Annotated in this window: 22 protein-coding genes and 3 pseudogenes; 17 read left to right on the top strand and 8 right to left on the bottom strand. The window is 37.2% G+C overall.

Annotated elements, in window-relative coordinates; genetic code table 11:
• Positions 1-77: 77 nt before the first annotated feature.
• A complete protein-coding gene (locus CD001_RS00580; RefSeq protein WP_096190440.1) occupies positions 78-1055 on the bottom strand; it encodes an arsenic resistance protein in 978 nt (325 codons plus the stop codon).
• A 233-nt stretch (positions 1056-1288) separates the two neighbouring features.
• Here CD001_RS00580 and CD001_RS00575 point away from each other — a divergent pair, with 233 nt between their 5' ends.
• From CD001_RS00575 to ppsA, 8 genes and pseudogenes are all read left to right on the top strand, one after another.
• A complete protein-coding gene (locus tag CD001_RS00575; protein WP_407081127.1) occupies positions 1289-2032 on the top strand; it encodes a GNAT family N-acetyltransferase in 744 nt (247 codons plus the stop codon).
• Between the two features lie 98 nt (positions 2033-2130).
• Complete coding sequence (locus CD001_RS00570; RefSeq protein WP_096185695.1) at positions 2131-2598, top strand: hypothetical protein; 468 nt, start codon at positions 2131-2133, stop codon at positions 2596-2598.
• A gap of 367 nt (positions 2599-2965) precedes the next feature.
• Positions 2966-3202 carry a DUF3953 domain-containing protein gene (locus CD001_RS27190; protein WP_096185693.1) on the top strand — a complete coding sequence of 79 codons (237 nt, stop codon included), beginning with the start codon at positions 2966-2968 and terminating at the stop codon, positions 3200-3202.
• Positions 3203-3254: 52 nt separating this feature from the next.
• Entirely contained in the window at positions 3255-3704 is a 450-nt protein-coding gene (locus CD001_RS00560) for an NUDIX hydrolase (protein WP_257009673.1), read from the top strand.
• Between the two features lie 47 nt (positions 3705-3751).
• Positions 3752-4111: a YciI family protein gene (locus CD001_RS00555; RefSeq protein WP_096185692.1), complete on the top strand. Its 360-nt coding sequence runs from the start codon at positions 3752-3754 to the stop codon at positions 4109-4111.
• A gap of 120 nt (positions 4112-4231) precedes the next feature.
• Positions 4232-5112: pseudogene (locus CD001_RS00550) on the top strand (PhzF family phenazine biosynthesis protein).
• Between the two features lie 1386 nt (positions 5113-6498).
• Positions 6499-8835 carry an RNA polymerase recycling motor HelD gene (gene helD, locus CD001_RS00545; RefSeq protein ID WP_096185691.1) on the top strand — a complete coding sequence of 779 codons (2337 nt, stop codon included), beginning with the start codon at positions 6499-6501 and terminating at the stop codon, positions 8833-8835.
• Between the two features lie 120 nt (positions 8836-8955).
• A pseudogene (gene ppsA / locus CD001_RS00540) lies at positions 8956-11571 on the top strand (phosphoenolpyruvate synthase).
• 848 nt (positions 11572-12419) lie between these two features.
• Here ppsA and CD001_RS00535 read toward each other — a convergent pair.
• From CD001_RS00535 to CD001_RS00515, 5 genes are all read right to left on the bottom strand, one after another.
• A complete protein-coding gene (locus tag CD001_RS00535; RefSeq protein WP_096185690.1) occupies positions 12420-13013 on the bottom strand; it encodes a YdeI/OmpD-associated family protein in 594 nt (197 codons plus the stop codon).
• A gap of 130 nt (positions 13014-13143) precedes the next feature.
• Positions 13144-13515 (bottom strand): iron chaperone, encoded by a 372-nt coding sequence (locus CD001_RS00530; RefSeq protein ID WP_096185689.1) that lies wholly within the window; start codon positions 13513-13515, stop codon positions 13144-13146.
• 172 nt (positions 13516-13687) lie between these two features.
• Positions 13688-14398: an FAD-dependent oxidoreductase gene (locus CD001_RS00525; RefSeq protein WP_096185688.1), complete on the bottom strand. Its 711-nt coding sequence runs from the start codon at positions 14396-14398 to the stop codon at positions 13688-13690.
• A gap of 29 nt (positions 14399-14427) precedes the next feature.
• On the bottom strand, positions 14428-14814 hold the full coding sequence (locus CD001_RS00520; protein ID WP_096185686.1) for an SRPBCC family protein: 387 nt from the start codon (positions 14812-14814) through the stop codon (positions 14428-14430).
• Between the two features lie 3 nt (positions 14815-14817).
• Positions 14818-15138, bottom strand: coding sequence for an ArsR/SmtB family transcription factor (locus CD001_RS00515; protein WP_096185684.1), 321 nt, complete (start codon positions 15136-15138; stop codon positions 14818-14820).
• Positions 15139-15410: 272 nt separating this feature from the next.
• Between CD001_RS00515 and CD001_RS00510 the strand changes: the two genes are divergently transcribed.
• The 4 genes from CD001_RS00510 (at position 15411) to CD001_RS00495 (ending at position 21525) form a co-directional block, all read left to right on the top strand.
• Positions 15411-16172 carry an AraC family transcriptional regulator gene (locus CD001_RS00510; protein ID WP_142303524.1) on the top strand — a complete coding sequence of 254 codons (762 nt, stop codon included), beginning with the start codon at positions 15411-15413 and terminating at the stop codon, positions 16170-16172.
• A gap of 113 nt (positions 16173-16285) precedes the next feature.
• Positions 16286-16702, top strand: coding sequence for a VOC family protein (locus tag CD001_RS00505; RefSeq protein WP_096185681.1), 417 nt, complete (start codon positions 16286-16288; stop codon positions 16700-16702).
• Between the two features lie 580 nt (positions 16703-17282).
• Positions 17283-19394, top strand: coding sequence for an alpha-amylase family glycosyl hydrolase (locus CD001_RS00500; protein WP_096185680.1), 2112 nt, complete (start codon positions 17283-17285; stop codon positions 19392-19394).
• Positions 19395-19491: 97 nt separating this feature from the next.
• Positions 19492-21525: an alpha-amylase family glycosyl hydrolase gene (locus CD001_RS00495; protein WP_096185679.1), complete on the top strand. Its 2034-nt coding sequence runs from the start codon at positions 19492-19494 to the stop codon at positions 21523-21525.
• Positions 21526-22292: 767 nt separating this feature from the next.
• Here the strand turns inward: CD001_RS00495 and CD001_RS00490 are convergent.
• Positions 22293-22865 (bottom strand): hypothetical protein, encoded by a 573-nt coding sequence (locus CD001_RS00490; RefSeq protein ID WP_096185677.1) that lies wholly within the window; start codon positions 22863-22865, stop codon positions 22293-22295.
• Positions 22849-23376, bottom strand: a complete 528-nt coding sequence (locus tag CD001_RS00485; RefSeq protein WP_257009672.1) for an RNA polymerase sigma factor — start codon at positions 23374-23376, stop codon at positions 22849-22851. Before CD001_RS00485 ends, CD001_RS00490 begins: the two co-directional genes overlap by 17 nt.
• 202 nt (positions 23377-23578) lie before the next feature.
• Here CD001_RS00485 and CD001_RS00480 point away from each other — a divergent pair, with 202 nt between their 5' ends.
• The 5 genes and pseudogenes from CD001_RS00480 to CD001_RS27185 form a co-directional block, all read left to right on the top strand.
• On the top strand, positions 23579-24031 hold the full coding sequence (locus CD001_RS00480) for a MarR family winged helix-turn-helix transcriptional regulator (RefSeq protein WP_096185676.1): 453 nt from the start codon (positions 23579-23581) through the stop codon (positions 24029-24031).
• Between the two features lie 26 nt (positions 24032-24057).
• Positions 24058-24576: a GNAT family N-acetyltransferase gene (locus tag CD001_RS00475; protein WP_096185674.1), complete on the top strand. Its 519-nt coding sequence runs from the start codon at positions 24058-24060 to the stop codon at positions 24574-24576.
• A 22-nt stretch (positions 24577-24598) separates the two neighbouring features.
• Positions 24599-25210: an FMN-binding negative transcriptional regulator gene (locus CD001_RS00470; RefSeq protein ID WP_096185673.1), complete on the top strand. Its 612-nt coding sequence runs from the start codon at positions 24599-24601 to the stop codon at positions 25208-25210.
• A 105-nt stretch (positions 25211-25315) separates the two neighbouring features.
• Entirely contained in the window at positions 25316-25597 is a 282-nt protein-coding gene (locus CD001_RS00465; protein WP_096185672.1) for a hypothetical protein, read from the top strand.
• A 55-nt stretch (positions 25598-25652) separates the two neighbouring features.
• Positions 25653-25802: pseudogene (locus CD001_RS27185) on the top strand (cyanase); the annotation flags it as partial.
• Positions 25803-25989: the final 187 nt, after the last annotated feature.

Raw genomic sequence — 25989 nt, 5'->3', positions numbered from 1 at the left:
GGGGCTGTCGTTGTAACGGTTCTTTTTATCGAAGTATTGAAACAGGTTAATGCAATATAAAAGCACACACCCTTAAATCACATTGATGTGTGCTTTCGAGTTTTTTTTGTACTTTTTTTAGAAAAAAATAATAAAAGTTGAGTAATGATAGCTAGAATAGGCAATTCCAATAATGGACCAATAACTAATGTTAAAGCTATTAAGGGTTGGTCTGGAAATGCTGTCATAGCAATTGCTAAAGCAATTGGCGAATTTCTTGCTAAAGTCGTTAAGCTTAAACTTGTTCTATCGGAGTTCGGGAACTTCATAAGCTGTCCAACCTTCTGACCAACGAAGAAAGTGACAATGAAGAATAAAAGAATAGGTATAGTGATTTGCCACATTAAATCTAAATTATCAAGTAGTAACTGACCTTGCGAAGCAAACATAGTAACGATTGCAAAGCTTAGAAAAATTATCGGTAAAACACTAAGATTGGATATAAAAATCTCTTTTAACTGTTGTTTGTTACTCAAGAACATTTTTGTTAGAAAAGCTAAAACTAATGGTATGAATAGTACAATTAAGATACTTTCCACTAGAAACGAAAGCTCTATAACACCTGTTGTTCCGCCAAAAATAAGAAGATAAATAGGTAGCAAAATCACTTGTAAGATTAAGTTTAAAGGTAAGATTGACGTTGATAACGCAACATTTCCTTTTGCTATCCCTGTAAAAATCAAGTACCAGTCAGTGCATGGAGTAACCATGAGCATAATAAATCCAATATATAACGCTGGGTTATCTCCTAAAAACACCATTGCTAGCACCCATGCTAGGATAGGTGTCCAGACGAAGTTTATAATGCCTGAAGTATATGTAAACTTGATGTTTGTAAATGCTTTTTTTATTTCTTCAATAGGAATTTGTAAGAAAGTAATATAAAGCATTGCTACTAATAAAGGAACAATAAAGCTTTCCGCATTTTCCCTTATTAGTTCAACTTGTCCTATACCTATACCAACAATTACTGCGAGGAAAATAATAAGGGTATATAGTTTTTCAAATAAGTTCATTGTTTTATCACAACTTACAAAAAATAATATAATACACATCTAATTTTACCACAGCTTGACGTTTTTGCTTATTAAAGTAACGGAAAGCGATGGTCTAAGATCTAATAAGCTGCATTTCGCGGCTTTTTTTGTTGTCTGTTAATTGGAAAATGATGTTAAACTAATGGGGAGAAGAACACTTGAATTTGCATATCTATAAGATGGAGGGGAGATATAGATTGGTAAAAGTTGATATGGTCGAGTTAAACGCAGAAAATCTAGAAGATACAGGGTGTTATTGTCTTCGCAGCAAACCAAATTCAATAGGATACACTAATAAAAACAACTGGCTTAAAGGGAGATTTAATGAAGGGTTAAAATATATAAAAATAATGGAGGAGAGTAAACCAGCAGGCTTTATAGAATATACTCCAATTGAATATTCTTCAAGAGTTGTTCATGGTGAAAATTATTTGGTTATCCATTGCCTATGGGTAAATGTGACTGGGAAAGGATATGCATCAAAATTGATTGATAAATGTATTCAAGATGCGAAGGAACAAAATAGAAATGGAGTTATCGTCATTACAAACCCAGATACTTCTTGGACACCATCTAAAGATGTTTTTCTAAAAAATAACTTTATTGAAATTGAACAAGCTCCTCATGGTTTTGAATTACTTGTTTATAAAATCGGGGATTCACCATACCCGTATTTCCCGAATGATTGGGAGGAGAGATTGAAAAAATTAAAGGATTTAACAATACTACGAACACAGCAATGTCCATTTGTAAATATTGCAACTGACAATGTGATCGAGGCTGCAAAAAAATTAGGCATAAAAGCTGAGATAATTGATTTAAAGGACAGAGAAGAATTATTGAAACTTTCACCTACACCTTATGGGATCTATGGAGTAATTTATAAAAATGAATTGATTTCATTCCATAGACTTACGGTACATTCTGCAATGAAACGATTAAAGAAGCTGATGTAATTTGACGAGGGAGGTGTACAAGAACAATCACTGCTCTTGTTCAACAAGCAGGAGAAGAGTTAGATTAAGAAATAATTAGTAGTAGAGGGTTGTGAAGAATGTTATTATTCCTACTTTTTTATATTATGGTTATCCCAATTTGTGTCTTATTGCATGAAATAGGACATAGTATTGGTGTTGTCTCTACTTCAAACTTTCATGCGCGTGTTTATTTAGGAAAAAGAAATAAGGAGAATAGAGAAAATTTTAAATTTGGAAGAATACATTTTCATCTATATTGGTCTTACGTAGGTTTTGTTAGTTGGGAAGGAGATTTAAACAAAAAACAGAGAGCAGCTGCTTTGGCTGGAGGACCTATCATGTCTTTATTACTAGTGTTTTTATTTGGAATGATAGCCATGTATGTACCTCAAGGGAATTTACGCTCTTTTTTCTGGGGGACAACATTATTTAACCTTATTCAGTTCATTGGAACTATAATTCCCGTAACGTATCCTCGTTGGATGGGGATTTATCACTGTCACCCATCTGATGGTTTGCTACTGCTACGTTTGTTAAAAAGTTAAGATTATAGATCTCCATCTTATAGTAACCTCGGGTAAGAGTTTATACTTTGGTTTTACTATTATTTTGGCTGTTATGTACATGATAATTACACTTGCATGAAGTGATGTTGCTAGTGCCGATACGGTAACTCAATTAAACTTTCCCTTTACCAGACCAAAGCTATTCCAAATGGATGTGCGTTGTTTTGGGATGGAGAAGTGATTACACCTATTAATAAAGGCTTTTCATCTCCAGAAAAAATAAAGGGGGACATTATTACTCCATCTTCAACAAACGGGAGCAATAGCTGAATAAGTTGTCGCTTCTCCTGTTCCAGTAATGGGGAGTATCATTTATAAGAAAATAAAGTGAATTTAAATCAATTTCATGGAGGTGAATGGGGATGATGAATATATTAAGAACTATTTTAGCGATTATAGTGATTACTTTATACGATATAGTTTAATAACCAGTGAAGATAGATTAATACCTTATGTTATATTACTCTTTGGGTTAGCGCTTTTAGTTATGGGAATTACTGAAATTCAAGATAAGCGAAAAGTAAGTGCTACTATTAATTTCCTTTTTTCTGGAATGATTTTATTTTTAAGTATAATGATTTAATAAACGGGGGGGGGTTGAATAAGAATTAGAGGAAGAGTGGTGCAATTTGCTTATGGATATGATTACTTTTGGTAAAAAAGAAGAAGGTAAAGAATACACATTGAGACCTGCTGTTTATTGTCTTATGTTCAATAAACGAAGAAAAAAAGTGGCAATTATTCAAACTAGCGATGAGGAGTATTTTCTTCCTGGCGGTGGAATAGAAAACAATGAGACACATGAAGAATGTCTGAAAAGAGAAGCGATAGAAGAAATGGGAATAGATATTGAAAAGGGTGACTTTATAGGGTGTGCTAGAAGATATTTTTACTCTACAAATGAATTAAAATATTACCTTAGTGAAGGCTATTTTTACCTATGTAATATGGGTAAACAAATAGGAAAGCCATTAGAAGAAGACCATTTTCTTAAATGGATAGAGCTATCCGAAGCAATAGAAAACTTATTCCACGAACATCAAAGTTGGGCAGTGAATGAGGCATTAAAACAATTGAGTTCTTAACGGGGAGTAGAGTTTAATACCCTCAAAAAAATAAAGGAGGAATGTCTATGAGATATCTAATATTGTTAACTCCATCAATAAATTGGAGAGATGGTGTAGTTTTACATAATCAACCGTTCATGCCTGAACATGCTGTTTATATTCAAACTGAATATAATAATGGGAATATAATTTTAGCTGGACCATTTGGAGGCTCAACTGGAGGAGCAATAGTTATTGATGCAGCAAAGGAAGAAGATGTTATTAAATTTGCTGAAAATGACCCTGCTGTTAAAAATGGTATTTTCAGTTATGAAATAAAACAATGGGATTATAAAATGAGCAAATTTGAAAATGAAAGTCCTGATTTTGATCAGGGATATATTAATTACAAACATAAGATTCAAAAAGAATTAGGGATTATTTAGGATGTTTTTAGTTCAAGTAATGGAGAGCGACAGCTGTATAAGGTTATCGCCTTTCTCTTGTTGAAATAATGAAGGTGCAAACGTTCAATATGTTTTAAAACACTGTGGGGGATAGATTTTATGGGGAAAATTAATTACTCAATTGTAGATGTTTTTTCACAAGGTAAATATACAGGAAATCAACTTGCTGTGTTTAAGAATGCTGAAAACATTTCGGGTAATAAAATGCAACAAATAGCCAAGGAGATTAATTACTCAGAAACTACTTTTATTTTATCAGATACAAAAAAAGATAATTGCTATCATGTTCGTATTTTTACACCTAATGAAGAGGTTCCTTTTGCTGGACACCCGACTTTAGGTACTGCATATATCATTCAAAATGAAATAGTAGAGGAACCAGTTGAATCCCTTATTTTAAATTTTAAAACTGGACAGACTCCCGTATCGTTCGATAAACAAGAACATATACTTTGGATGGAACAAAATAAACCCACATTCGGTCGTATTTTAGATACAAATAAGGTTTCTGGTGTTTTAAATATAGATAAAGAATATATAGATGATAGATTTCCTATCCAAGAGGTTTCAACAGGACTTCCTGTAATTATTGTCCCTTTAAGGTCTTTAGAGGCAGTTAAAAAAGTTCGAATAAATAAAGAAAAATACTTTGAGTTAATTGAACACACTGATGCAAAAGCAATTATGGTATTCTCTCCCGAAACATATAGTTCCGATAATAATTAAACGTTCGAGATTTTGCAGATTATCTTGGTATTCCGGAAGACGCAGCTACTGGAAGTTCTAATGGATGTTTAGCTTCTTACTTAGTTAAATATCGGTATTTTGATAAGAGTGAAATTAATATTCGTGTAGAACAAGGGTATGAAATTAAAAGACCATCTTTATTGTTTTTAAAGGCAAGTGAAGAAAACGGCGAAATCATAGTAAATGTAGGGGGACAAGTAGAAAAAATCGCTCAGGGCGAATGGTTTCTATAATAAATAATCTTCCTTATTATATAAAGCGAGTGAGATTTTTTCAAGATGAAGGTAGCTTTTTTTCTTATTCCAACTATTAGGGTGTGAAATATTATACTTAAACTATTGGAGAGCAATAGTGAAGGAGCTGTCGTTGTAATTGTTCTTCATCTTATCGAAGTATTGAGCAGAATAATTGAATAAGGGTTGGTACATTATCCTTGAGTAAGTGGGAATGCCTTTTTGTAATGATTGTTTATGAGGTGAATAAATGTGACAGATAAGAAATTGGCAAATGGTAGGAACATATTAGTTCTATATTTTTATAAGTTTTTTGGTGGGTACTGATATATTAAATGCAATAACTTTTCATGGAAATGGATATATTATTTTTGTGTTGTTCGTTATTTCTTGAGCGCTTTTAGAAGGTGGTGGTAAATAAAGAGGTAAGATCGGAAATACAAAAAAAGACTTTGAGCTCATAGCAATTTAACTCTCGAGGACACGAGATCCGTTATTTGTGAACAAATCGGTGTTTTTCTAAAGTTGGCGGCCATCAGGTACGCTATTGCTCAAAAATGGTCCTGATTTAGCTAATATTAAAGCAAATAAGGTCCCTCATGGCCGGCAAAACGAAAAAAAGGCTCAAATTCATAAAATAACGGAACGTGTGTCCGCTTGGGAACCGTTATAAAGCCTTAAACAAATTTCAAAGCTGTAATCAATTCGGACAGGTCAATCATCGGTTTTACAACCTTCTTGAGGACATGAGATCCGTTATTTGTGAACAAACTAGTGAATTTTCAAAGTTGGCGGACATCAGGTTCGCTATTACTAAAAAATAGCCTTGATTTAGCCAATGATAAGGCAAATAAGGTCTCTCATGGCCGGCAAAACGAAAAAAAGGGCTGAAATTGATCAAATAAAGGATCCTATGGCCGCCGAGCAGGATGCTTATCTCTCCGAGGACACGAGATCCGTTATTTGTGAACAAACTAGTGAATTTTCAAAGTTGGCGGACATCAGGTTCGCTATTACTAAAAAATAGCCTTGATTTAGCCAATGATAAGGCAAATAAGGTCTCTCATGGCCGGCAAAACGAAAAAAGGGCTCAAATTCATAAAATAACGGATCGTATGTCCGCTTGGAAACCAGAACCATGCGGAACCATTGCTATACAAAAAAATAAAAGAGTCGTATTTAGCGTAAATACGGCTCTTTTTCATGCCAAAGATTTATTCATCCAATTCACGTCTAAGACATTGAAATGAATGCAATTCTATGGTAAATTATATAGGTATGCATTGACACATTGTTTTTTGAGTATATTATCTCTATTTTAATTATACATCGTCGTCAATGCGTAGTCAACACTTTTATAAAATTTTTTTACGAGGAGTGCTTGCCATGGATTCCGAACTTCAGCAGGAACAAAAACGAGTAGACAATGTCATGGAGAGAATTGAGGAGGAAATTAACCGATTAGAAGGAGAAACTTCTAGGCGTAAAGACGAAGTGGTTCAGATCCGCAAGCATTTTTGGGATGAAGTCAAAGTGAATACGGATACCTTTGATGATTATCTTGAGACGATTATTGGCTTGCGGCAAGAGGCTCAAGCTTTGTCTGTAAGTGAAAACACCCATAGATATGCTTCCAAGCGTTTATCCACGTTGTATCGAATGCAGGAGATTCCCTATTTTGGCCGAATCGATTTTATTGAAGAAGGGGAGTCAACTGAGGAACAAATTTATATTGGGATCTCCTCACTTAGAGATGCGAGTGGAGAAAATTTCTTAATCTACGACTGGAGGGCGCCGATCTCAAGTATCTACTATGATTGCCAGCCAGGTCCAGCTGAGTATGAATCACCTGGAGGTACAATCCTAGGCTCATTAGAGAAAAAGTGGCAATATCTTATTCGCGGCGGTGTTCTTCAATCTATGTTCGATACAAGTCTCACCATTGGAGACGAGATTTTACAGCAGGTGCTTGGCAAACATACTGACAAACAAATGCACAATATAGTAGCAACCATTCAACAGGAGCAAAACCAGATCATCCGTCATGACCGTGGGCGGTTGCTCATTGTTCATGGTGCAGCAGGCAGTGGTAAAACCTCGGCTGCCATGCAACGAATTGCTTATTTGCTCTATAAATATCGAGATCAACTGAATGCTGATCAAATCATTCTTTTTTCACCAAATACGATGTTTAGCCATTATGTGTCCAACGTGCTGCCAGAGCTTGGTGAAGAGAATATGAAACAGGTCACATTCCAAGGGTATTTGGATCACCGTCTGAGTCAAGAGTTTCAAGTTGAAGATCCTTACGAGCAATTAGAATATGTTTTAACTGCGGAAAATACCCTTTCGTACAGGGCTAGGATCGCGAGTATCCGTTTTAAAGCATCAACCCGTTTTTTTGAAGCGATCCAATCATATAGACAGTCATTAGAATCATCGGGAATGCGATTTAAGGACATGATCTTCAGAGGGGAGCCGATTGTGACTGCACAACAAATAGAAGAAAGGTTTTACAGTCAGGACACGTCACTCCGGTTTCATAATAGACTTGAGAAATTGATGGATTGGCTATTGAAAAAAATAAAAGAGGTCCAAAAGGTCGAAAGGGAAAAGTCATGGGTACAGGAAGAAATCGAGTTGCTTAGCAACGAGGAATACCATAAGGCACATATTTACTTAGCGAAAAAACGAGGCTTCGAAAGAGAAGCGGTTGCCGACTATGAAATGGAGCCAGAAGCACTTGCCCTTTTAATTGTTCACCGACAATTGGAGCCGTTACGAAAACAAGTCCGTGCATTTCGTTTCATCGACTTTAAAGGGATTTACAAACAGCTTTTTGCTGATCCTGAGCAGATCAAAAGTTGGATTGACGGGGAGACACCAATCCAATGGGTGGCTATTTGTCAAATGACGCTAGAAAGACTGGATGAAGATCAACTATTGTATGAGGATGCTACTCCGTTTTTACTTTTGAAAGAGATTATTCAAGGCTTTCAGTCGAACAGGGCGATCAAACACATCGTTGTTGATGAGGCTCAGGATTATTCTCCATTTCAATTTGAGTTTTTAAGACGTCTGTTTCCGGTGGCAAGGATGACAGTGCTCGGTGACTTTAATCAAGCGATCTTCGCCCATGCGAGCGAAAATGTTGATTTCAATACACTTACTAGCCTTTATGGTCCGGATAAAACGGAATTGATCAATATTACACGGAGTTACCGGTCTACGAAACCGATCATTGAATTTACACGAAGACTCGTTCCGAATGGAGATCAGATTGTTCCTTTTGAACGAGACGGAGAGCTGCCAATGCTAAAACAAGTCGACAATTACGTAGAACTGCATAGCTGCATTGCCGCCAAAGTTGAAGAATGGCGCAATCAAGGACTTACTAGTATTGCGATCATATGTAAATCTGCCGAAGAAAGTTTACGTGCATTTGAATCTCTGTCCAGCATCGATGGAATAAAACGTTTGAAAAGCAGCTCGATTGAATATGAGCAAGGGGTCGTTGTCGTACCGTCATATTTGTCCAAGGGGATCGAGTTCGATGGTGTCATCATTTATGATGCGTCGGAGCATGTATACGGTGATGAAGGCTTGCGAAGAGTATTCTACACAGTGTGCACGAGAGCGATGCATCAGCTGCAGCTTTACAGCGTAGGTGAACCGAGTCTATTTTTACAAAACGGATTGCAGGAAGGGTACATTGAAGCTTAACTTAGTTGGATTTTAAGTAAACAAATCAGAATGGAGTATCACTTGCGAAAAGTAGATTAAAAACGCCAAGTGGGGTAGAACCCAAGGGAATAGAACATTAATGGTTAGGAGAGATGTAGAATGAGTTCTTTGGCTGTCGATTTTCAGGAAATAGAAAATAATCAGCTTTTGCTCGTTGGTGGAAAAGGGTTGAATTTAGGCGAGTTATCAAAAATTCATGGAATACAAGTACCGGAAGGATTTTGTATTACAACAGTGGGGTTTCAAAAAGCCATCGAACAAAACGAAACGTATCATGCTTTGTTGGATCAACTGACAATGTTAAAAGTAGAAGATCTAGATCAAATTAGTGTTATCAGCAGTAAGATTCGACAAATCATTATGGAAGTAGAAATTCCTTCCGGTGTTGTGAAGGAAGTTACTCATTATCTCTCCCTGTTTGGCGAGGAACATGCTTATGCAGTGCGTTCTAGTGCTACCGCTGAGGACTTACCGCATGCCTCTTTTGCTGGTCAACAAGACACCTATTTAAATATCATCGGAAAAGAAGCGATTTTGCAGCATATCAAAAAATGTTGGGCTTCCCTATTTACGGATCGTGCAGTAGTCTACCGAATGCAAAATAATTATGACCATAGACAAGTTTATTTATCCGTTATCGTCCAAAAGATGGTTTTCCCACAGGCCTCAGGGATTTTATTTACCGCTGATCCGATTACTTCTAACCGAAATCTACTATCAATTGATGCCAGCTTTGGACTTGGGGAGGCACTGGTCTCTGGCTTGGTATCTGCAGATTGTTATAAAGTACGGGGAGATAAAATCGTCGAGAAGATGATAGCAACGAAAAAATTAGCTATCTATGGACGGAAAGAAGGCGGAACAGAGACTAAGCAGCTCAATCCTAGTCAGCAAAAGTCTCAAACACTAACTGAACAACAAATTTTACAACTGACACAAATTGGTAGACAGATCGAAGCTCATTTTGGCTGTCCACAAGATATCGAATGGTGTTTGGCGGATGGTACATTTTATATTGTTCAGAGTCGACCAATAACTACTTTGTACCCGATTCCTAAAGCGAATGATCAAGAAAATCACGTTTACGTATCTGTAGGTCATCAACAAATGATGACCGACCCCATGAAACCATTAGGATTATCTTTTTTCCAGTTAACAACTAATGCACCGATGCGTAAAGCTGGTGGAAGGTTGTTTGTTGATACCACCGATAATCTTGCTTCATCTGTTAGCAGGGAAAATTTATTAAATACTTTAGGGCAATCTGATCCGCTCATAAAAGACGCACTTATGACCATAATAGAGCGAGGAGATTTTATCAAATCGCTACCAAATGATAAAAAAGAACGGAGTCCCAACAAAAGCAATCAAGGTATGTCGTCTGCAGGTTTTCAAGCACAAATCGAAAACGATCCGACAATCGTTTCTGATTTGATTAAAAGTAGTCAAACATCGCTAGAAGAGTTAAAACAAAACATCCAAACGAAATCAGGATCAGATTTATTTGATTTTATTCTAGATGATATCGAGCAATTAAAGAAGATTTTATTTGACCGACAAAGTATGGGTGTGATTATGGCTGCTATGGATGCTTCAACATGGATCAATGAAAAAATAAACGAGTGGTTAGGGGAAAAAAACGTAGCAGATACGCTTTCTCAATCTGTACCAAACAATATTACTTCGGAAATGGGTCTTGCGCTAATGGATGTTGCAGATGTGATTCGCCCTTATCCAGACGTAATTGATTATTTACAACATATAAAAGATGATAACTTTTTGGATGAATTGGTTGCGGTTGATGGTGGACAGGAAACCAAAGATGCTATCTATGCTTATCTCAACAAATATGGAATGAGATGTGCTGGAGAAATCGATATTACAAGAAGTCGTTGGAGCGAAAAGCCAACTAAACTTGTCCCCTTGATTCTCAATAATATTAAAAACTTTGAGCCTAATGCTAGCAATAGGAAATTTGAGCAAGGGCGACAGGAAGCATTGGTGAAAGAAAAAGAGTTATTAGATCGATTAGAGCAATTGCCCGATGGTAAACAAAAAGCGAAAGAGACTAAAAGAATGATTAGCATCATCCGTAATTTCATTGGTTTTCGTGAATATCCAAAATACGGCATGGTAAATCGTTATTTTGTTTATAAACAGGCTTTATTAAAAGAAGCCGACAAACTCTTAAAAGAGAACGTTATTCATGAAAAAGAAGATATATACTATCTCACTTTTGAAGAGCTTGGCGAAGTTTTACGCACGAATACTCTAGATTACCGGATCATCAACAAACGAAAGGACGAATACAAATTATATGGAAAATTAACGCCCCCACGTGTTATCACGTCTGATGGTGAAATCATTACAGGTAAGTACAGACGAGAAAATCTACCAGCTGAAGCTATTATAGGTTTACCAGTTTCTGCTGGAATGATAGAGGGGCGTGCACGTGTCATCTTAAATATGGAAGATGCTGATCTAGAAGATGGAGACATATTAGTTACCTCCTTTACTGACCCTAGCTGGACACCTTTGTTTGTATCTATAAAAGGCCTAGTCACCGAAGTTGGTGGACTGATGACATCATGAGCAGTTATCGCACGAGAATATGGCTTACCAGCAGTTATTGGCGTGGAAAATGCCACCAAACTTATAAAAGATGGGCAGCGAATTCGGGTGCATGGAACAGAAGGGTATATCAAAATATTGTAACTTCTAGATTTGATCAGTAGCATCGTTCCAGTGGTTACTTGGGGGTGTCTTACAATCGTTTTATTTGAGGATAAGTTGAGGCAATATTATTTGTAAAATGATGGTTGCCGATCCAAAGCTACTCAAAACATCTATATGGCCGATTTATAACCTCTTTCGGACATGAGTACCGTTTGTAAATCAATATAAACGGAACGGTTCAATCATCAGTATTATAACCTCTTGGGGGACATGAGGTTCGTTATTTGTGAACAAACTGGTATTTTTTCAAAGTTGGCGGACATCAGGTTCGCTATTGATTAAAAAAGGTCTTGATTTAGCCTATATTAAATGAAATAAGGTCCCTCATGGCCGATAAAAATGAAAAATGGCTGAAATTTATCAAATAAGGGATCGTGTGTCCGCCGAGCAGGATGATTAACTCTTGAGGACATGAGGTTCGTTATATATGAACAAATCGGCATCTTTTCAAAGTTGGCGGACATCAGGTTCGTTATTACACAAGTAAGGACCTTATTTCGTTAATTTTAAAGGAGATAAGGTCCCTCATGGCCGATAAAAATGAAAAATGGCTGAAATTCATCAAATAAGAGATTGTGTGTCCGCCGAGCAGGATGATTAACTCTTGAGGACATGAGATCCGTTATTTGTGAACAAATCGGTATCTTTTCAAAGTTTGCGGACATGAGGTACGCTATTGCTTAAAAAAAGCCTTGATTTAGCCTATATTAAAGGAAATAAGGTCCCTCATGGCCGATAAAAATGAAAAATAGCTAAAATTTATCAAATAAGGGATCGTGTGTCCGCTTGACAGCAGATAAGAGATAAGGCCAAGGCTCCACATAAAACTAGTCATTCAATCCTTTTCCATCGAGAATTTTTTCAATATATTTTTCAACTCTTGACTCCCGAGTTTTAGCTTGTTTTGCTTTAGAAATATAAAGAATGTATGCTCTTTGCCGCCCCGGAGTCAATGCTTCAAAGGCCGTTTTCAATTGAGGCATTTCATAGAATTTATGTTGGAGCTCTTCAGGAATGGTGAGTTCTGTATTCTTTTTAAAATCGACTGTCAAACCGGCTTTTTCAACTTCGATCGCTTCATGAATATAAGCTTTCAAAATAGGCTCTAATTCAACGATTTCTTGAACATTAGTGAACCGAATTTGACGCGCTGCCTGCACATTTTCCGTTTGCTGGACTAGTATCCCATGGGTATCCTTTAACAAGGCACCTTTGTGAAACAGAAGTGCACAATAATTTTTAAATCCATGTATTAAAACGATATTTTTATCGTCAAATGTGTAACAAGGATGCATCCACTTAAACTCTTCAGTCAGCTCACAGTCAAGGACGATGTTTCTCAACTGCTCATATTCTTCCTTCCACGTTTTAGCTTTTCTTAAAAATCCATCAACTTTACGATTTGTGCTACTATTTGTCATTAAGGAAACTCCTTTTCAGCCAACTAATACAGCTGTAATGAAAATCGACTGCTTATCTCGAATGGACAGTGACGTCCTACAATTAATATTATTCTAATTGTTCAAAGGGTATCCAACCTGTTCATGTAAACTACTTTCTCCAAAAAGTTGTACAGTCGGCTTTATCCTGAATATTAAATTTAATTATTTTCTCAAGCAATTCGTACTTTACCGGCTCATTCCAACGAATTTTAAACAAGCCTTTCGTCGAGCTGTAGCCAGCTTGTGCAATGTCATTGGCAAAGTGCTCCATCGCTACATATTCTGGTGCGAAGCTCAAATGGTGCTTCGCTGCGTCAATGCCGATAATATATGTACCATGATCGGAGAACATTGGTGTATTCCACTTGATTATCGGTTCTAGATTTGGGAATTTAGTTGCCACCCATGTCAAAACTTCCTCTATTTGATCACGGTGTTCAGGGTTATCAATACTTGCTAAATATTTTTCAAAAACTTCCATGGTGTTGTTTCCTCCTAAACTAAAAATGATATCGAACTTCCTCAAATCGATTTGTCGTTTCAACTCCAGCTACTTCCATTTTTCAATCGGGTAAGTTCATCCAGTGGGATGGAGTCGGCGAGCTAAGACACAAATAAGGACGATTATAGTTTTTTGTTCCGACAAAAGCCTTTTAATGAATACCGATGAAGGTATCCTTTTTAATATTCCGTTTTGAGATGTTATGACTTTTCAAATGATTCGTAATGGAGCTTACCATTGACTTCGAGCCTGCAATAAAGTAATTACAATCATTTTTATATGTCGTAATATATTTATTTATTTCTTCATATAGTTGATCCCTTGATTCAAGGTAATTGACATCTATTGAGGTATTCTTACTAATTTCATCAAGTTCCTCTTTATATATATATGATTTGTTGCTATCTAAATAGAGTAGACTTACTTGTTTCTCGTCTCCGTCACCTTCAGTTTCTAACTGCTTTGCAATTGCTCGAAAAGGTGTAATCCCTATGCCGCCCGCAATTAAGAGTGAAGGATTTTTGTCTTTTAAATAAAATGATCCGACAGGACCACTCATACTAATTTTCATACCTGTTTCTAATTCTAGTAACGCTTTTTTAAAATTACTCGGCTTATTATTAATTGCTGTTGTAATTTGAAGAACACCCTCTGTAGGAGAAGATGCCAAAGTGAATGGCCGAGTAGCGTTTTTTATTTTCTTGTGGGTGATCGTGAATAAACCGTGTTGCCCTGCATTCCATGTTAAATCTTTTTCTTTTTCGAATATAAAGGTATAGACACCATCAGATTCTTTATACCTTTTTAAAAATGTCAGTTCATTCTTTTTGAAAATAGAAAATGTATCTTTTATGAAGCCCATATCATTACCTCCTTCGTTAAAGGACGATTCTAATCTTCTAACAAGTTTTTTAGTTGATCTATCATACTTGTCCAACCATATTTCGCACCATTGAACGCTTGATTTTCTTGTTCGAATCCTGATTGTTTAAGATGTAAGTAGGTTATGTCACCCTCTTGTTTTAACATCCATGTGACGACAGTGTTTATCGGCCCACCGACCCATGTGTAAGACAATTTATAAGGCTTTTCCACTACTAAAACTTCACTATTTACGATTAAGCCGATTTCCTCATTTCGAAATTGGCATTTGTATCCTACGACCGGCTTGAAATTATTTTCCATTACCCATTGCGCAAGAATATCTGAATGTGTTAATGCATCCCATACCTTTTCGATAGGGCTTTTAAATTGAAAATCTAATGATAAATCTGCCATGATTCATTCCTCCAATATATTTTTTAGTAATAACGCATTTTCATTCCAAAACTTCTCATAAAAAGATAACCAATCTTTCACTTCCTGTAACGGAGCTGGATTTAGTCGATATCTAGTTTCTCTACCTATTTTGCGGTTTTTTACTAAATCAGCTTCTTTCAGGATCGTCAAATGTTTCGAAACAGCAGTACGCCCTATTTGAAAATGAGGAGTTAGTTCGTAAAGGGGTAACTCATCTGAATCTGCTAGCAGACGTATTAACTTACGTCTCGTTGGATCTGCAATAGCTACATAAACGTCACGCTCTTGACAAGTATTATTCAAAATCCTCCCTCCTTTGTATGTATAAGACACGAATTGGTGTCATAATTATATGACACCAATTCGTGTCTAGTCAATGTCTATGTTATTTAATTTGAAGTGTGTTTATGTGGTAGGAGGTAGAATTGGGCATTAGTTTTATATATAGATTGCTAATGCTGTGGAATTATTTATAAAATAGATTTACGGCACACTATTATTTCTTTAGGAAGTGAATCAAAGTGCAACTCTTTCGCCCATTGCAACCGCCAATCATACAGCATGACCCGGTTGAAATGAATTATCAATATAAAGAGTATTTACCGTCAAAACCTTTGCAATCATATGTAGCTTGCTATTGGACCGTTCAGTTCAAGGCTGAAAATTCGAATAAGTTACATCGCATCCTTCCAGATGGTTGCGTAGATATTATTTTTGACTTAAAAACACCCTCTATAAACAAGAGTGCTTTTATATCTGAATTGATGACTAAATATCAAGTTCTCGACCTTTCTCAAAATTGTTCTTTATTTGGCATTCGCTTCTTTTTAAATACAGCTGCTCATTTTTTTCGATATCCTATTTCTGAGTTCAAAGGACAGGAAGTATTTCTTGATGATGTATGGGGGAATGAAGCTAAGTTTTGGGTAGAGGATATCCTATCTTCTACTAAAATGTCAGAAATAATCGAAAAGGTTGAGGCAAAATTAATGAAATTCCTTTCTCTTAATGGATTAAAAACCGATTCCTTACTAAGGACGGGGCTGCAATATATGGTTGATCATCAGGGCTTAATGTCCATTCACTCTTTATCGGAAATACTCAATTACAGTGAGAGACATATTAGTAGAACTTTTAAAAAAGAGGTTGGAGTCAGCCCAAAAGAACTGATGGATATCATTAGATTTCAATTTTTATTAAAAGAATTATACTCATCCCCACAACCTCATTTCACTGATGTCGCTTTAAGATATGGTTATTATGACCAATCACATTTCATAAAAAGTTTCAAACAAATGTACGGTATGGCACCTTCTTATATTTTTATAACAAATTAACCGAAGCTGTCCGTTTTTTACAATTGCAATTCGGTTAACGAATATTATCATAGTCACTGAGATCCAGTAAACCCTCCCTGTTGATGGGGGATATGAGGAGGTATTTATAATTTATGAAACCAAAAATTACGGTCATTACACTCGGTGTTGATGATTTGGAAAGGTCCATGAAGTTTTACCGAGATGGTCTTGGACTACCGACGGAAGGTATACAAGGGAAAGAATTCGAGCATGGAGCTGTTGTCTTCTTTGATTTACAAAACGGCTTGAAGTTAGCATTGTGGAATCGAAAAGATATTGCCCATGAAGCCAAAGTTCGTCAAACTTCACCAAGTCCAACCGAATGTACGATTGGGCATAATGTAAGTAGTAAAGAAGAAGTTGATATCGTTATAGAACAGGCTGAAAAAGCTGGTGCTGTCATTACAGATCAAGCACACGATACCTTTTGGGGTGGGTACTCTGGACATTTCCAAGATCCAGACGGACATCTTTGGGAAGTAGTTTGGAATCCACATTGGGATTTATAATCGTTTAACAGTACAAGTTAGCGTTGAAGGAGCCTAAGTATGTATTCGTTTATTTAAATGCATATTTGGGCTTTTTTATTACCAATTCCAATAAACTTCCAAATATATGTATTGAATAGACCTTGTCTATTTGTGAAATCCCTGTTCCGGTGGCACAAAAAGGGATCCCCTTCCATTTTGTGGGTCAAAGATCCGGTGGCCTTCTTCATCTATTCCTCGTTTCCTCAGTCATTCCATATCTAATCAGTTTATGTGTGATGAATTGAATATTGTCGATTTGTGCAAACGTTAAGCACTAGAGGACACAAGTGTGTGGAAAATTTCCTATCCTTGTAAATAAGTGTAATTCCCTCTTGAAAGTTAAGGTGGAATATGTTTAGAATAGTTTGAAAACGGTTACAAGTGCAAACGATTGCACAAAAAAAGGAAAAAACATTGAAGGGGGAGAGTATAACGTTTTAGATTGTAAGGATGAAACGTCAGCCTGTCAGTAGTAAAACTCCTATTAGTTAATAGCATCGAGACATGCAACCGTTGACGTTGAAAAGGACTTTATTAATCTTAAAAAGGCGGTGCGGGAATGTTTCGTAAACTAATGTTAGCAATCGTAATGACAGTTGGTGTCAGTTCGTTATTTTTGATGAAAGATGAACATGTTGTATCAAGTGATTCTTCGACCGACTTGGAAAGTGTCAATTATGCTCAGGAAGTAATTTATCAAATTGTGACAGATCGGTTTCATGATGGGGATCCGTCGAATAACCCAGAAGGTGAACTGTATAGTCCGGGCTGTGAAGACTTGACGAAATACTGTGGTGGTGATTGGCAAGGGATTATCGATAAAATTGAAAGTGGCTATTTGCCGGAAATGGGCATCACAACGATTTGGATTTCTCCTCCAGTTGAAAACGTGACAGGTCTTCATCCAGAAGGATTTGCTTCTTATCATGGCTACTGGGCAAGAGACTTTAAACGAACAAATCCGTTTTTCGGTGATTTTGAAGACTTTTCACAACTCATTCAAACAGCACACGATTATGATATAAAAGTCGTGATTGATTTTGTACCGAACCATACTTCGCCGGTAGATATTGAAGATGGTGTCTTATATGATGATGGGAACTTTGTAGGGGAATATTCAAACGATGATCAAGGATACTTCTATCATTACGGAGGATCCGATTTTTCTAGTTATGAAGATGGAATTTACCGAAATTTATATGACTTAGCAAGTTTAAATCAACAACATCCGTTTATTGATGATTACCTTAAAGAATCTATCGAAATGTGGCTTGATATGGGAGTTGACGGTCTTCGCATTGATGCTGTCGCACATATGCCATTTGGTTGGCAAAAAACGTTCGTCGATACGATTTACGATCATCAACCTGTGTTTACATTCGGTGAATGGTTTACGAGTGCTGAAGGCAGTGAGGAATATCATCATTTTGTAAACAACAGCGGTATGAGTGCACTTGATTTCCGTTATGCACAAGTGGTACAGGATGTTTTAAGAAATCATAACGGAACGATGCATGACATTGAACATATGCTTTCGAATACTGAAAATGCATACGATCGTCCACAAGACCAAGTTACATTCATTGATAACCATGATATCGATAGGTTTACGGTTGACGGACAATCTACCCGGACTACCGACTTGGCGCTAGCGTTTCTACTAACTTCTCGCGGAGTACCAACGATTTACTATGGAACTGAGCATTACATGACCGGGGAAGGCGATCCGGGAAACCGTGAAATGATGGACAGCAGCTTTGACCGTTCGACGACAGCGTATCAAGTGATTCAAACGCTATCATCGATGCGTCAGGAAAATACCGCGATCGCATACGGAAATACAACAGAACGATGGGTAAATGACGATGTGTTCATCTATGAACGCTCCTTTAATGGTGAATATGCTCTCGTTGCGCTTAATCGTAACGTTAATCAATCGTATAACATTGAACAGTTAATCACGGATATGCCGGCGCAGAGCTATGAGGACGTATTAGGTGGTCTTTTGGACGGTCAGTCGATAACAGTCAATGAAAATGGTTCGGTTGCTCCTTTTACTTTGTCTCCAGGTGAAGTGAGTGTTTGGCAATTTACGAATGACGACAACCTTTCGCCTGAAATTGGTCAAGTCGGTCCTCCAATGGGGAAACCAGGAGATGATATCAAGATTAGTGGCACCGGATTTGGAGATACCCAAGGTCGTGTACATTTAGGAGATGAAGAACTGGACGTTATATATTGGAATGATGAAAGCATAACAGTAAGTCTGCCTAATATTGAAGGTGGGAAGCAAGACTTAACTGTCACACGTGCAACAGGTGAAGGAAGTAACGGGTACGAATTTGAATTGTTGTCAGGATCACAAGTTTCTGTAAGGTTTGTCGTCAATAACGCAGAAACCTCTCTTGGCGAAAATGTTTATCTCGTCGGAAATGTACCGGAATTGGGGAATTGGGACCCAGATCAATCGATTGGTCCGATGTTTAACCAAGTTGTTTATTCATATCCAACATGGTATTACGATGTCAGTGTACCCGCAGGGGAAGAGTTGGAATTCAAGTTTTTGATTATTGACAGTAACGGTAATGTCACTTGGGAAAGTGGTGACAATCATATGTACACTACACCTGAAAATAGCACCGGTACTATATCTGTTGACTTTAGAAGATAATCGTGGCGGAAGTTTTATGAAAAAATTTAGTCGCAAACGCCAGTGAGCTAGGGAAAGAACTTATACAGAGTTTATTTTTTACAAAAGGGGGATTTGAATGTTGAAAAGGCAATTTATGATACTCGTTCTCTTAAGCTTCAGTATGTTGTTGTTTGCATGCTCGCCAGAAGAAGAGGAAACAAACGTTGATGAGGACGAGGCAGAAAGTATCGATGAACAGAGTGAGGAAACAGATGAAGATGAGAATGGCCAGGAATCCACTCAAGAGACGGTTGCCTTAGCAGACGTTGAACAAAATGTAGAGTGGGCGCAAGAGTCTATCTTTTATCAAGTGTTTGTTCGAAGTTTTTACGATGGATCAGGTGATGGAATTGGTGACTTTAAAGGGCTAAAAGAACAAGTCCCATATTTAACGGACCTCGGGGTAGATGCCTTATGGCTCATGCCGATGAAAGAGGCGAGCTCCTACCACGGTTATGACGTTGAAGATTATTATGCCATTGACCCAGACTACGGGACGATGGAGGATTTTGAAGCCTTTTTAGCGGAAGCGCACGAGAATGACATAAAAGTCATTATTGACTTCGTCGTTAACCATACTTCCAGCGAGCATGAGTGGTTTCAAGAAGCTTTAGAAGACCCAGACAGTGACTATTATGATTATTATATTTGGGACGACCATGAAACGTATGATGGGCAGGAGCCTGGGCAAGAAGATGGCTGGCATGAAATCGATGGGAAGGTTTATTCAGGACATTTTAATGATAATATGCCGGACCTGAACTTCCGTAACCCAGCTGTTCGCGAGGAAGTGAAAGAGATCGCGAGTTTTTGGCTCGATAAAGGGGTTGACGGATTTAGACTAGATGGAGCCCCAGAGATTGATGTGGACGAAAATAACACACTTGATTGGTGGAGAGAATTTAATGCACACGTGAAGCTTGAAAACCCTGAAGCGTTTATCGTAGGGGAAAACTGGTTTCATACGACTGACGACATTAGACCTTATTACAGTGCGATGGAGTCGTCCTTTAATTTCGTCTTAACCGAAGAACTCCTCGGTCTTGCAAATGGTGTGACGGTTGATATTGTTGAGGAAATCAATGAGATGCACAGCGTGTATGAGCGATTCTCAACGTCGAGAGGTCAAGACTTTATCATTGACTCGACGATGATTGGGAACCACGACATGGACCGGGTCGTTACGAGGTTTGATGGAGACCGTGATAAAGCAAAACTGGCAGCAAGTTTCTTATTCACGTTACCAGGTACACCGTTCATTTATTACGGTGAAGAGCTTGGCCAAGAAGGGCAGCTGCCTGATGATAATAGACGAGAGCCATTCAGTTGGTACGAAGATGCTGAAGGACCTGGCATGACAATAATGGACGATAATTTCTTTCATGAAAGTGCTTTTACTCACCCGAATGACGGCGTTTCGCTTGAAGAACAAGACGGTGACGAGGACAGTATGTATGAGCATTATAAAAAATTAATCTCCATCCGTCAGGAGCATCCGATGCTATTTGCAGGTGACTACGAAACGATTGATACAGAATTTGGACTTTACGGTTACACAGTAAATGCAGATGATTCGGCTGATCAGCTTACGATTATTCACAATCAAAGAGATGAAGAAAAAACGGTGGATGTAGTGGAGAAATCTGTAGTTGATCTGTTAACCGATACTGAATATTCCGATGGCGATGTCCTTACTCTACAACCGTACAATACTGTGATTTTACAATCAGAAGAAGGAGCAGTCCCGGTCGAAGAGGTCGTAGCAGAAGTTCCAGATCTTGATTACACAGTGACATTCGAAGTCATCGTGCCAGACGATACTCCAGAAGATGACGATATTTACCTTGTCGGTGAATTTAACAGCTGGGATCCTGAAGATGAACAATTTATCATGGAGAGAGTAGACGACAATACGTATGAAATTACGATAGAGGATAAGGCGTTTTCAATGGTCCAATACAAATTCACCCGTGGCGGCTGGGGAACACGTGAACAAAACAGTGACGGTGAAGATTTAATCGGCGACAGACAAATGGAAAACCGCGTTTATTTGTTCTCCGAAGATGACTATACGGAAGTGGTCGAAATCGAAAGCTGGGCAGATCGATAACACGAAAGTTGGTTTGAATCCGCATATATGATGAGAGGATAGTGGTCTGTTTCCACTATCCTTTGTTATGTCTCACAAATGCAAGGATTTATAATGGTCACGAAAGGAAGCGGCCATAGGATCCTTTATTTGCTGAATTTAAGCCATTTTATGAATTTAGCGGCCATGAGGGACCTTATTTCCTTTAAATTCGCCTAAATCAGAGCCACTTTTATTCAATAGCGAACCTGATGTCCGCCAACATTGAAAAGGTACGTGTTTGTTCACAAATAACGGATCTCATGTCCCAAAAAGTTACTCATCCAGCTAGGCGGCCACAGGATCCCTTATTTGATGAATTTAAGCGATATTATCAATTTAGCGGCCATGAGATCTCTTATTACCATGAAAACTAGTGAAATGAAGGCTATTTTTAAGCAATAGCGAACCTGGTGTCCGCCAACATTGGAAGGTTGCTGTTTTGTTCACAAATAGCGGAACTCATGTCCCCGAAAGTTAATCATTCTGCTCGGCGGCCATAGGATCTCTTATTTGATGAAATTAAGCCATTTTATGAATTTAGCGGCCATGAGGGAGCTTATTTCGTCTAAAGTTGGCTAAATTAGAGCCATTTTTAATGAATAGCGAACCTGATGTCCGCCAACATTGAAAAGGTACGTGTTTGTTCACAAATAACGGATCTCATGTCCCTATAGAGGGGTAGCAGATTGACGGCTTTCTAGTAGCTCCCACTTCGAGTGTCGTTAGTAATCAAGTGGAGGGAATATTCACTCTGCTACTTCAATCACGACACTACCATAAAGTTTTTCCCCGATATATGCGTCTAAACGCCATAAACCAGCAGAAGGAATCGCATAAACGGCATGCTGAGACGCTTGTGCACCTAGCTGAGATCTCATACTATTATCTTCATGTTCCAGGTTCAATATTTCCCAACCGTTCGAATCCAAAAGTATTCTTTCTTCGCCTGTTTCATGGTGAGTACCGATTAATATAAAGTTTTCCTCATTAACTTGTTGCAATTCTTCTCCCCAAAAAAACCATCTCGTTTTACCTTCTTGACCTGCTTTTAAATCCATCGTATCAAGGAAGGCAGCTTCTCCTTCAACACCTCTTAGGACGGTTTCATAGTCTTTTCCTTTTACTGTGAATGTTGAAGTTATTGTTAATGATACGTAATACTTATATTTTTTAAGAGTAGAAGGTTGGCTCTGTTGATTGATTCGATTGTTCATTTGTGAGAGGATATCATGTTTTTCCTGCTCGGAGATGTCTAGTTTCCTATCCATGGATTTAAAAACACGATTCATGTTTTTATCGTCGTCATTTAATCGATTCATGTTGATACCCCTCCTTTTCTAACTGTTTTTTTAACGAATTCATCGCTCGCCATAAATTCGTTTTTATTTTCCCTTCACTCCAACCAAGGATCTGAGCCGTTTCCTTTATCGAAAACTCCTTGATTTTTCTTAAGATGATGACTTCACGGTAGGAACGCTTTAATTTTGTTAGTGCCATATACAATTCTTTTTCCTGTTCGTTTAATGCAAGTGCTTGTTCGGGAGTCAACGTTTGAGATGGGTGAAAAATAGAATGATCGATCATATAATAGATTGGCCTTTTTCTTCTCATAAAATCTATCGTTATATTTCTGGCAATACGAAACAACCAACCTTTTGTATTCTCCTCCTGAAAAAAGTCGAGATTGTGATAGGCTCGAATAAACGTATCTTGCATTAAATCCTTCGCTTGTTCATGGTCATGTATCATATACAATATAAATTTATAAATATCATTACTATAAGCGTGATACCAATCATTCATTATCTGTAGGTTTTTCTCATAATCCAATAACACCCACTCCTCTCTCTGTTTGACTCTCAATAGTACTAACGAATGAAATTGTCAAAGGTCACACTAAAACATGTGAAACACTGAAAATCTGTACTTCATTTTTAAATATTTTTGTTGCAAATACAACTAAATTGAATTACATTTAATGTATGCTATTTTTGTTGCATTTGCAATAAAAATAAGAGCTGAGGAGGTAATGATGAAGGAAATTCTTCGTGAAATTGGAATGATTGCTAGAGCGTTAGATTCTATAAGTAATATAGAATTTAAAGAATATGACCTGACAAAAGGTCAGTATTTATACCTTGTACGAATATGTGAAAACCCAGGGATCATTCAAGAAAAGTTAGCTGAGATGATAAAAGTAGACCGAACAACAGCGGCCCGTGCTATAAAAAAACTTGAGAATAATGGCTTTATTGAAAAGAAAGACGACAATGATAACAAAAAAATTAAAAAGCTCTTTCCAACAGATAAAGGGAAACAGGTTTATCCTTTCATCATAAGAGAAAATGAATATTCGAATCGTGTCGCGTTAGATGGATTTTCAGAAGGGGAAGTAGAAGCGATTTCCTATCTTCTTCAAAGAGTCAGAAAAAATATAGAAAAAGACTGGGAGCATGTAAAAAAGGGCAACAAGAGAAATTATTGATGATAGAAAAGGAGTGACATATTAAAATGACGAAAAGTATAAAAAAGTGTACCCTAGAAGATTTACGACAACTTCAAGAAATTAGTTATGAAACATTTAATGAAACATTTAAGCATCAAAATTCACCAGAAAATATGAACGCTTATTTGGAAAAGGCATTTAATTTAAAACAATTAGAAAAGGAATTATCTACGCTTTCTTCGCAATTCTTTTTTGTTTATTTTAATCATGAAGTAGCAGGATATTTAAAAGTCAACACGAATGATGCTCAGTCTGAAAAAATGGGTGATGAATCACTTGAAATCGAAAGGATTTATATAAAGAATAAATTTCAAAAAAATGGGCTTGGTCATTATCTACTAAATAAAGCTAAAGAAATTGCAATGGAATATGATAAAAAGAAAATCTGGCTTGGTGTATGGGAAAAAAATGAAAATGCGATTTCCTTTTATATGAAAATGGGGTTTGTTCAAACTGGAACCCACTCTTTTTATATGGGTGATGAGGAACAAATAGACTTTATCATGATCAAAACACTCGTATAACTTTTGTGAAAGGTGGTTTTTTATGTATATTCCTAAACATTTTAAAGTCACAGATGAATCAATGAATTACGACATTATGAAAGAACATAGTTTTGCGACTCTTTTTTCAAAGCATGATGGAATGCCTTTTGCAACTCATTTACCGTTAATTTTGAACAACGAGAATACATACTTATATGGACACTTCGCACGTGCAAATTCTCAGTGGAAAGATATCGAAAATCAAACCGTTCTAGTTATTTTCCATGGTCCACATTGTTATATCTCCCCATCGTGGTATGAAACGAATAAAGCAGTACCAACATGGAATTACGTGACCGTTCATGTTTATGGAGAAGTCGAGCTTTTAGAGGACGAAAATGAGTTAATGGGTTCCTTACATGAAATGGTATTGAAATATGAAACTACTGACAGTTCATACAGATTGGAGGATGTCGATGCTGAGTTTCTTGCAGGTATGAACAAAGGAGTTCAAGGCTTCAAAATAAAAATTAACAAGATAGAAGGGAAAGCGAAGTTAAGTCAAAACCATTCATTACAGCGGCAAGAGCGAGTGATTAATCAACTAGAACAAATTCCAAAAACAGACGAGCAACAGATCGCCTCATTAATGAAGGCAAATCTAAAAAAGTAATTGGTTAATGCTTTGCACTAACGTGAAAGGGAGTAGGAGAGACGGACACCTCGCATTAGGTATCGGGATAAACTACATAGAGTTTTGACGAGGGAGTGAATTTTAGTGGAGAATTTTCATGTACATCAAGCATTTGATGAACAGCAGTCCTATCAGCCTCATCCTTTTCCAACAGGGTCATATGTGAATCGCGCAGTGGTTTCCCAGGAATTATTAGTAGCCAAACGAATGAAACAATTAACCGTTGAGGAAATCGCTACTACCATTGGTGGTAGCAAGGAGTGGGTAGCAGCCGCTTTGCTCGGACAGAAGTCCATGAAAAGAGAAGATGCTTTCCGTTTAGCTGAACTTCTTGAGGTGGATTCTCGGTTTACATATGTGCTGTAAGAGCCACCGTTACGTGGATCTCTTGATCGGATGTCACGGTTGACCCCTTAGCTATCGTTTTTATGAAATTACACAAGTTTATAGAACGACCCTAAAGTCACTTATTAATGAAATGTTTGGCGATGGCATTATGAGTGCTATAAATTTAGTTAAAAAGTTGACAAACGTCCAGACGATAAAGATCCGGAAGGAGAGCGTATCGTAATTACGTTTGACGGGAATTTTATACCTTATGAAAAGTAGTAGATATAAATAAACTACTTTGAAAGAATAGCTTTATGCGAAATGACAACATGTAAGTTGACTGTACTATAGGGCACCTCTATTATTGATGGAAGTATAAAAAGCAAGATGGAATACAACGTATTGTGTAATCCATTTTAATTTAGCTC

Source organism: Evansella halocellulosilytica (assembly GCF_002335745.1).
Classification (GTDB): Bacteria; Bacillota; Bacilli; order Bacillales; family Salisediminibacteriaceae; genus Bacillus_CA; species Bacillus_CA halocellulosilytica.
This window is presented reverse-complemented; position numbering and strand designations above follow the sequence as displayed.

What these genes read in the sequence shown, in the direction of transcription:
- CD001_RS00470 (WP_096185673.1), top strand. Translation starts at nt 24,599, where the DNA reads ATGTATATTCCTAAACATTTTAAAGTCACAGATGAATCAATGAATTAC.
- helD (WP_096185691.1), top strand. Translation starts at nt 6,499, where the DNA reads ATGGATTCCGAACTTCAGCAGGAACAAAAACGAGTAGACAATGTCATG.
- CD001_RS00490 (WP_096185677.1), bottom strand. Translation starts at nt 22,865, where the DNA reads ATGAATCGATTAAATGACGACGATAAAAACATGAATCGTGTTTTTAAA.
- CD001_RS00510 (WP_142303524.1), top strand. Translation starts at nt 15,411, where the DNA reads ATGAATTATCAATATAAAGAGTATTTACCGTCAAAACCTTTGCAATCA.
- CD001_RS00480 (WP_096185676.1), top strand. Translation starts at nt 23,579, where the DNA reads ATGAAGGAAATTCTTCGTGAAATTGGAATGATTGCTAGAGCGTTAGAT.
- CD001_RS00495 (WP_096185679.1), top strand. Translation starts at nt 19,492, where the DNA reads ATGTTGAAAAGGCAATTTATGATACTCGTTCTCTTAAGCTTCAGTATG.
- CD001_RS00560 (WP_257009673.1), top strand. Translation starts at nt 3,255, where the DNA reads ATGGATATGATTACTTTTGGTAAAAAAGAAGAAGGTAAAGAATACACA.
- CD001_RS00475 (WP_096185674.1), top strand. Translation starts at nt 24,058, where the DNA reads ATGACGAAAAGTATAAAAAAGTGTACCCTAGAAGATTTACGACAACTT.
- CD001_RS00575 (WP_407081127.1), top strand. Translation starts at nt 1,289, where the DNA reads ATGGTCGAGTTAAACGCAGAAAATCTAGAAGATACAGGGTGTTATTGT.
- CD001_RS00525 (WP_096185688.1), bottom strand. Translation starts at nt 14,398, where the DNA reads ATGGGCTTCATAAAAGATACATTTTCTATTTTCAAAAAGAATGAACTG.
- CD001_RS00570 (WP_096185695.1), top strand. Translation starts at nt 2,131, where the DNA reads ATGTTATTATTCCTACTTTTTTATATTATGGTTATCCCAATTTGTGTC.
- CD001_RS27190 (WP_096185693.1), top strand. Translation starts at nt 2,966, where the DNA reads ATGGAGGTGAATGGGGATGATGAATATATTAAGAACTATTTTAGCGAT.
- CD001_RS00530 (WP_096185689.1), bottom strand. Translation starts at nt 13,515, where the DNA reads ATGGAAGTTTTTGAAAAATATTTAGCAAGTATTGATAACCCTGAACAC.
- CD001_RS00535 (WP_096185690.1), bottom strand. Translation starts at nt 13,013, where the DNA reads ATGACAAATAGTAGCACAAATCGTAAAGTTGATGGATTTTTAAGAAAA.
- CD001_RS00555 (WP_096185692.1), top strand. Translation starts at nt 3,752, where the DNA reads ATGAGATATCTAATATTGTTAACTCCATCAATAAATTGGAGAGATGGT.
- CD001_RS00580 (WP_096190440.1), bottom strand. Translation starts at nt 1,055, where the DNA reads ATGAACTTATTTGAAAAACTATATACCCTTATTATTTTCCTCGCAGTA.
- CD001_RS00500 (WP_096185680.1), top strand. Translation starts at nt 17,283, where the DNA reads ATGTTTCGTAAACTAATGTTAGCAATCGTAATGACAGTTGGTGTCAGT.
- CD001_RS00505 (WP_096185681.1), top strand. Translation starts at nt 16,286, where the DNA reads ATGAAACCAAAAATTACGGTCATTACACTCGGTGTTGATGATTTGGAA.
- CD001_RS00520 (WP_096185686.1), bottom strand. Translation starts at nt 14,814, where the DNA reads ATGGCAGATTTATCATTAGATTTTCAATTTAAAAGCCCTATCGAAAAG.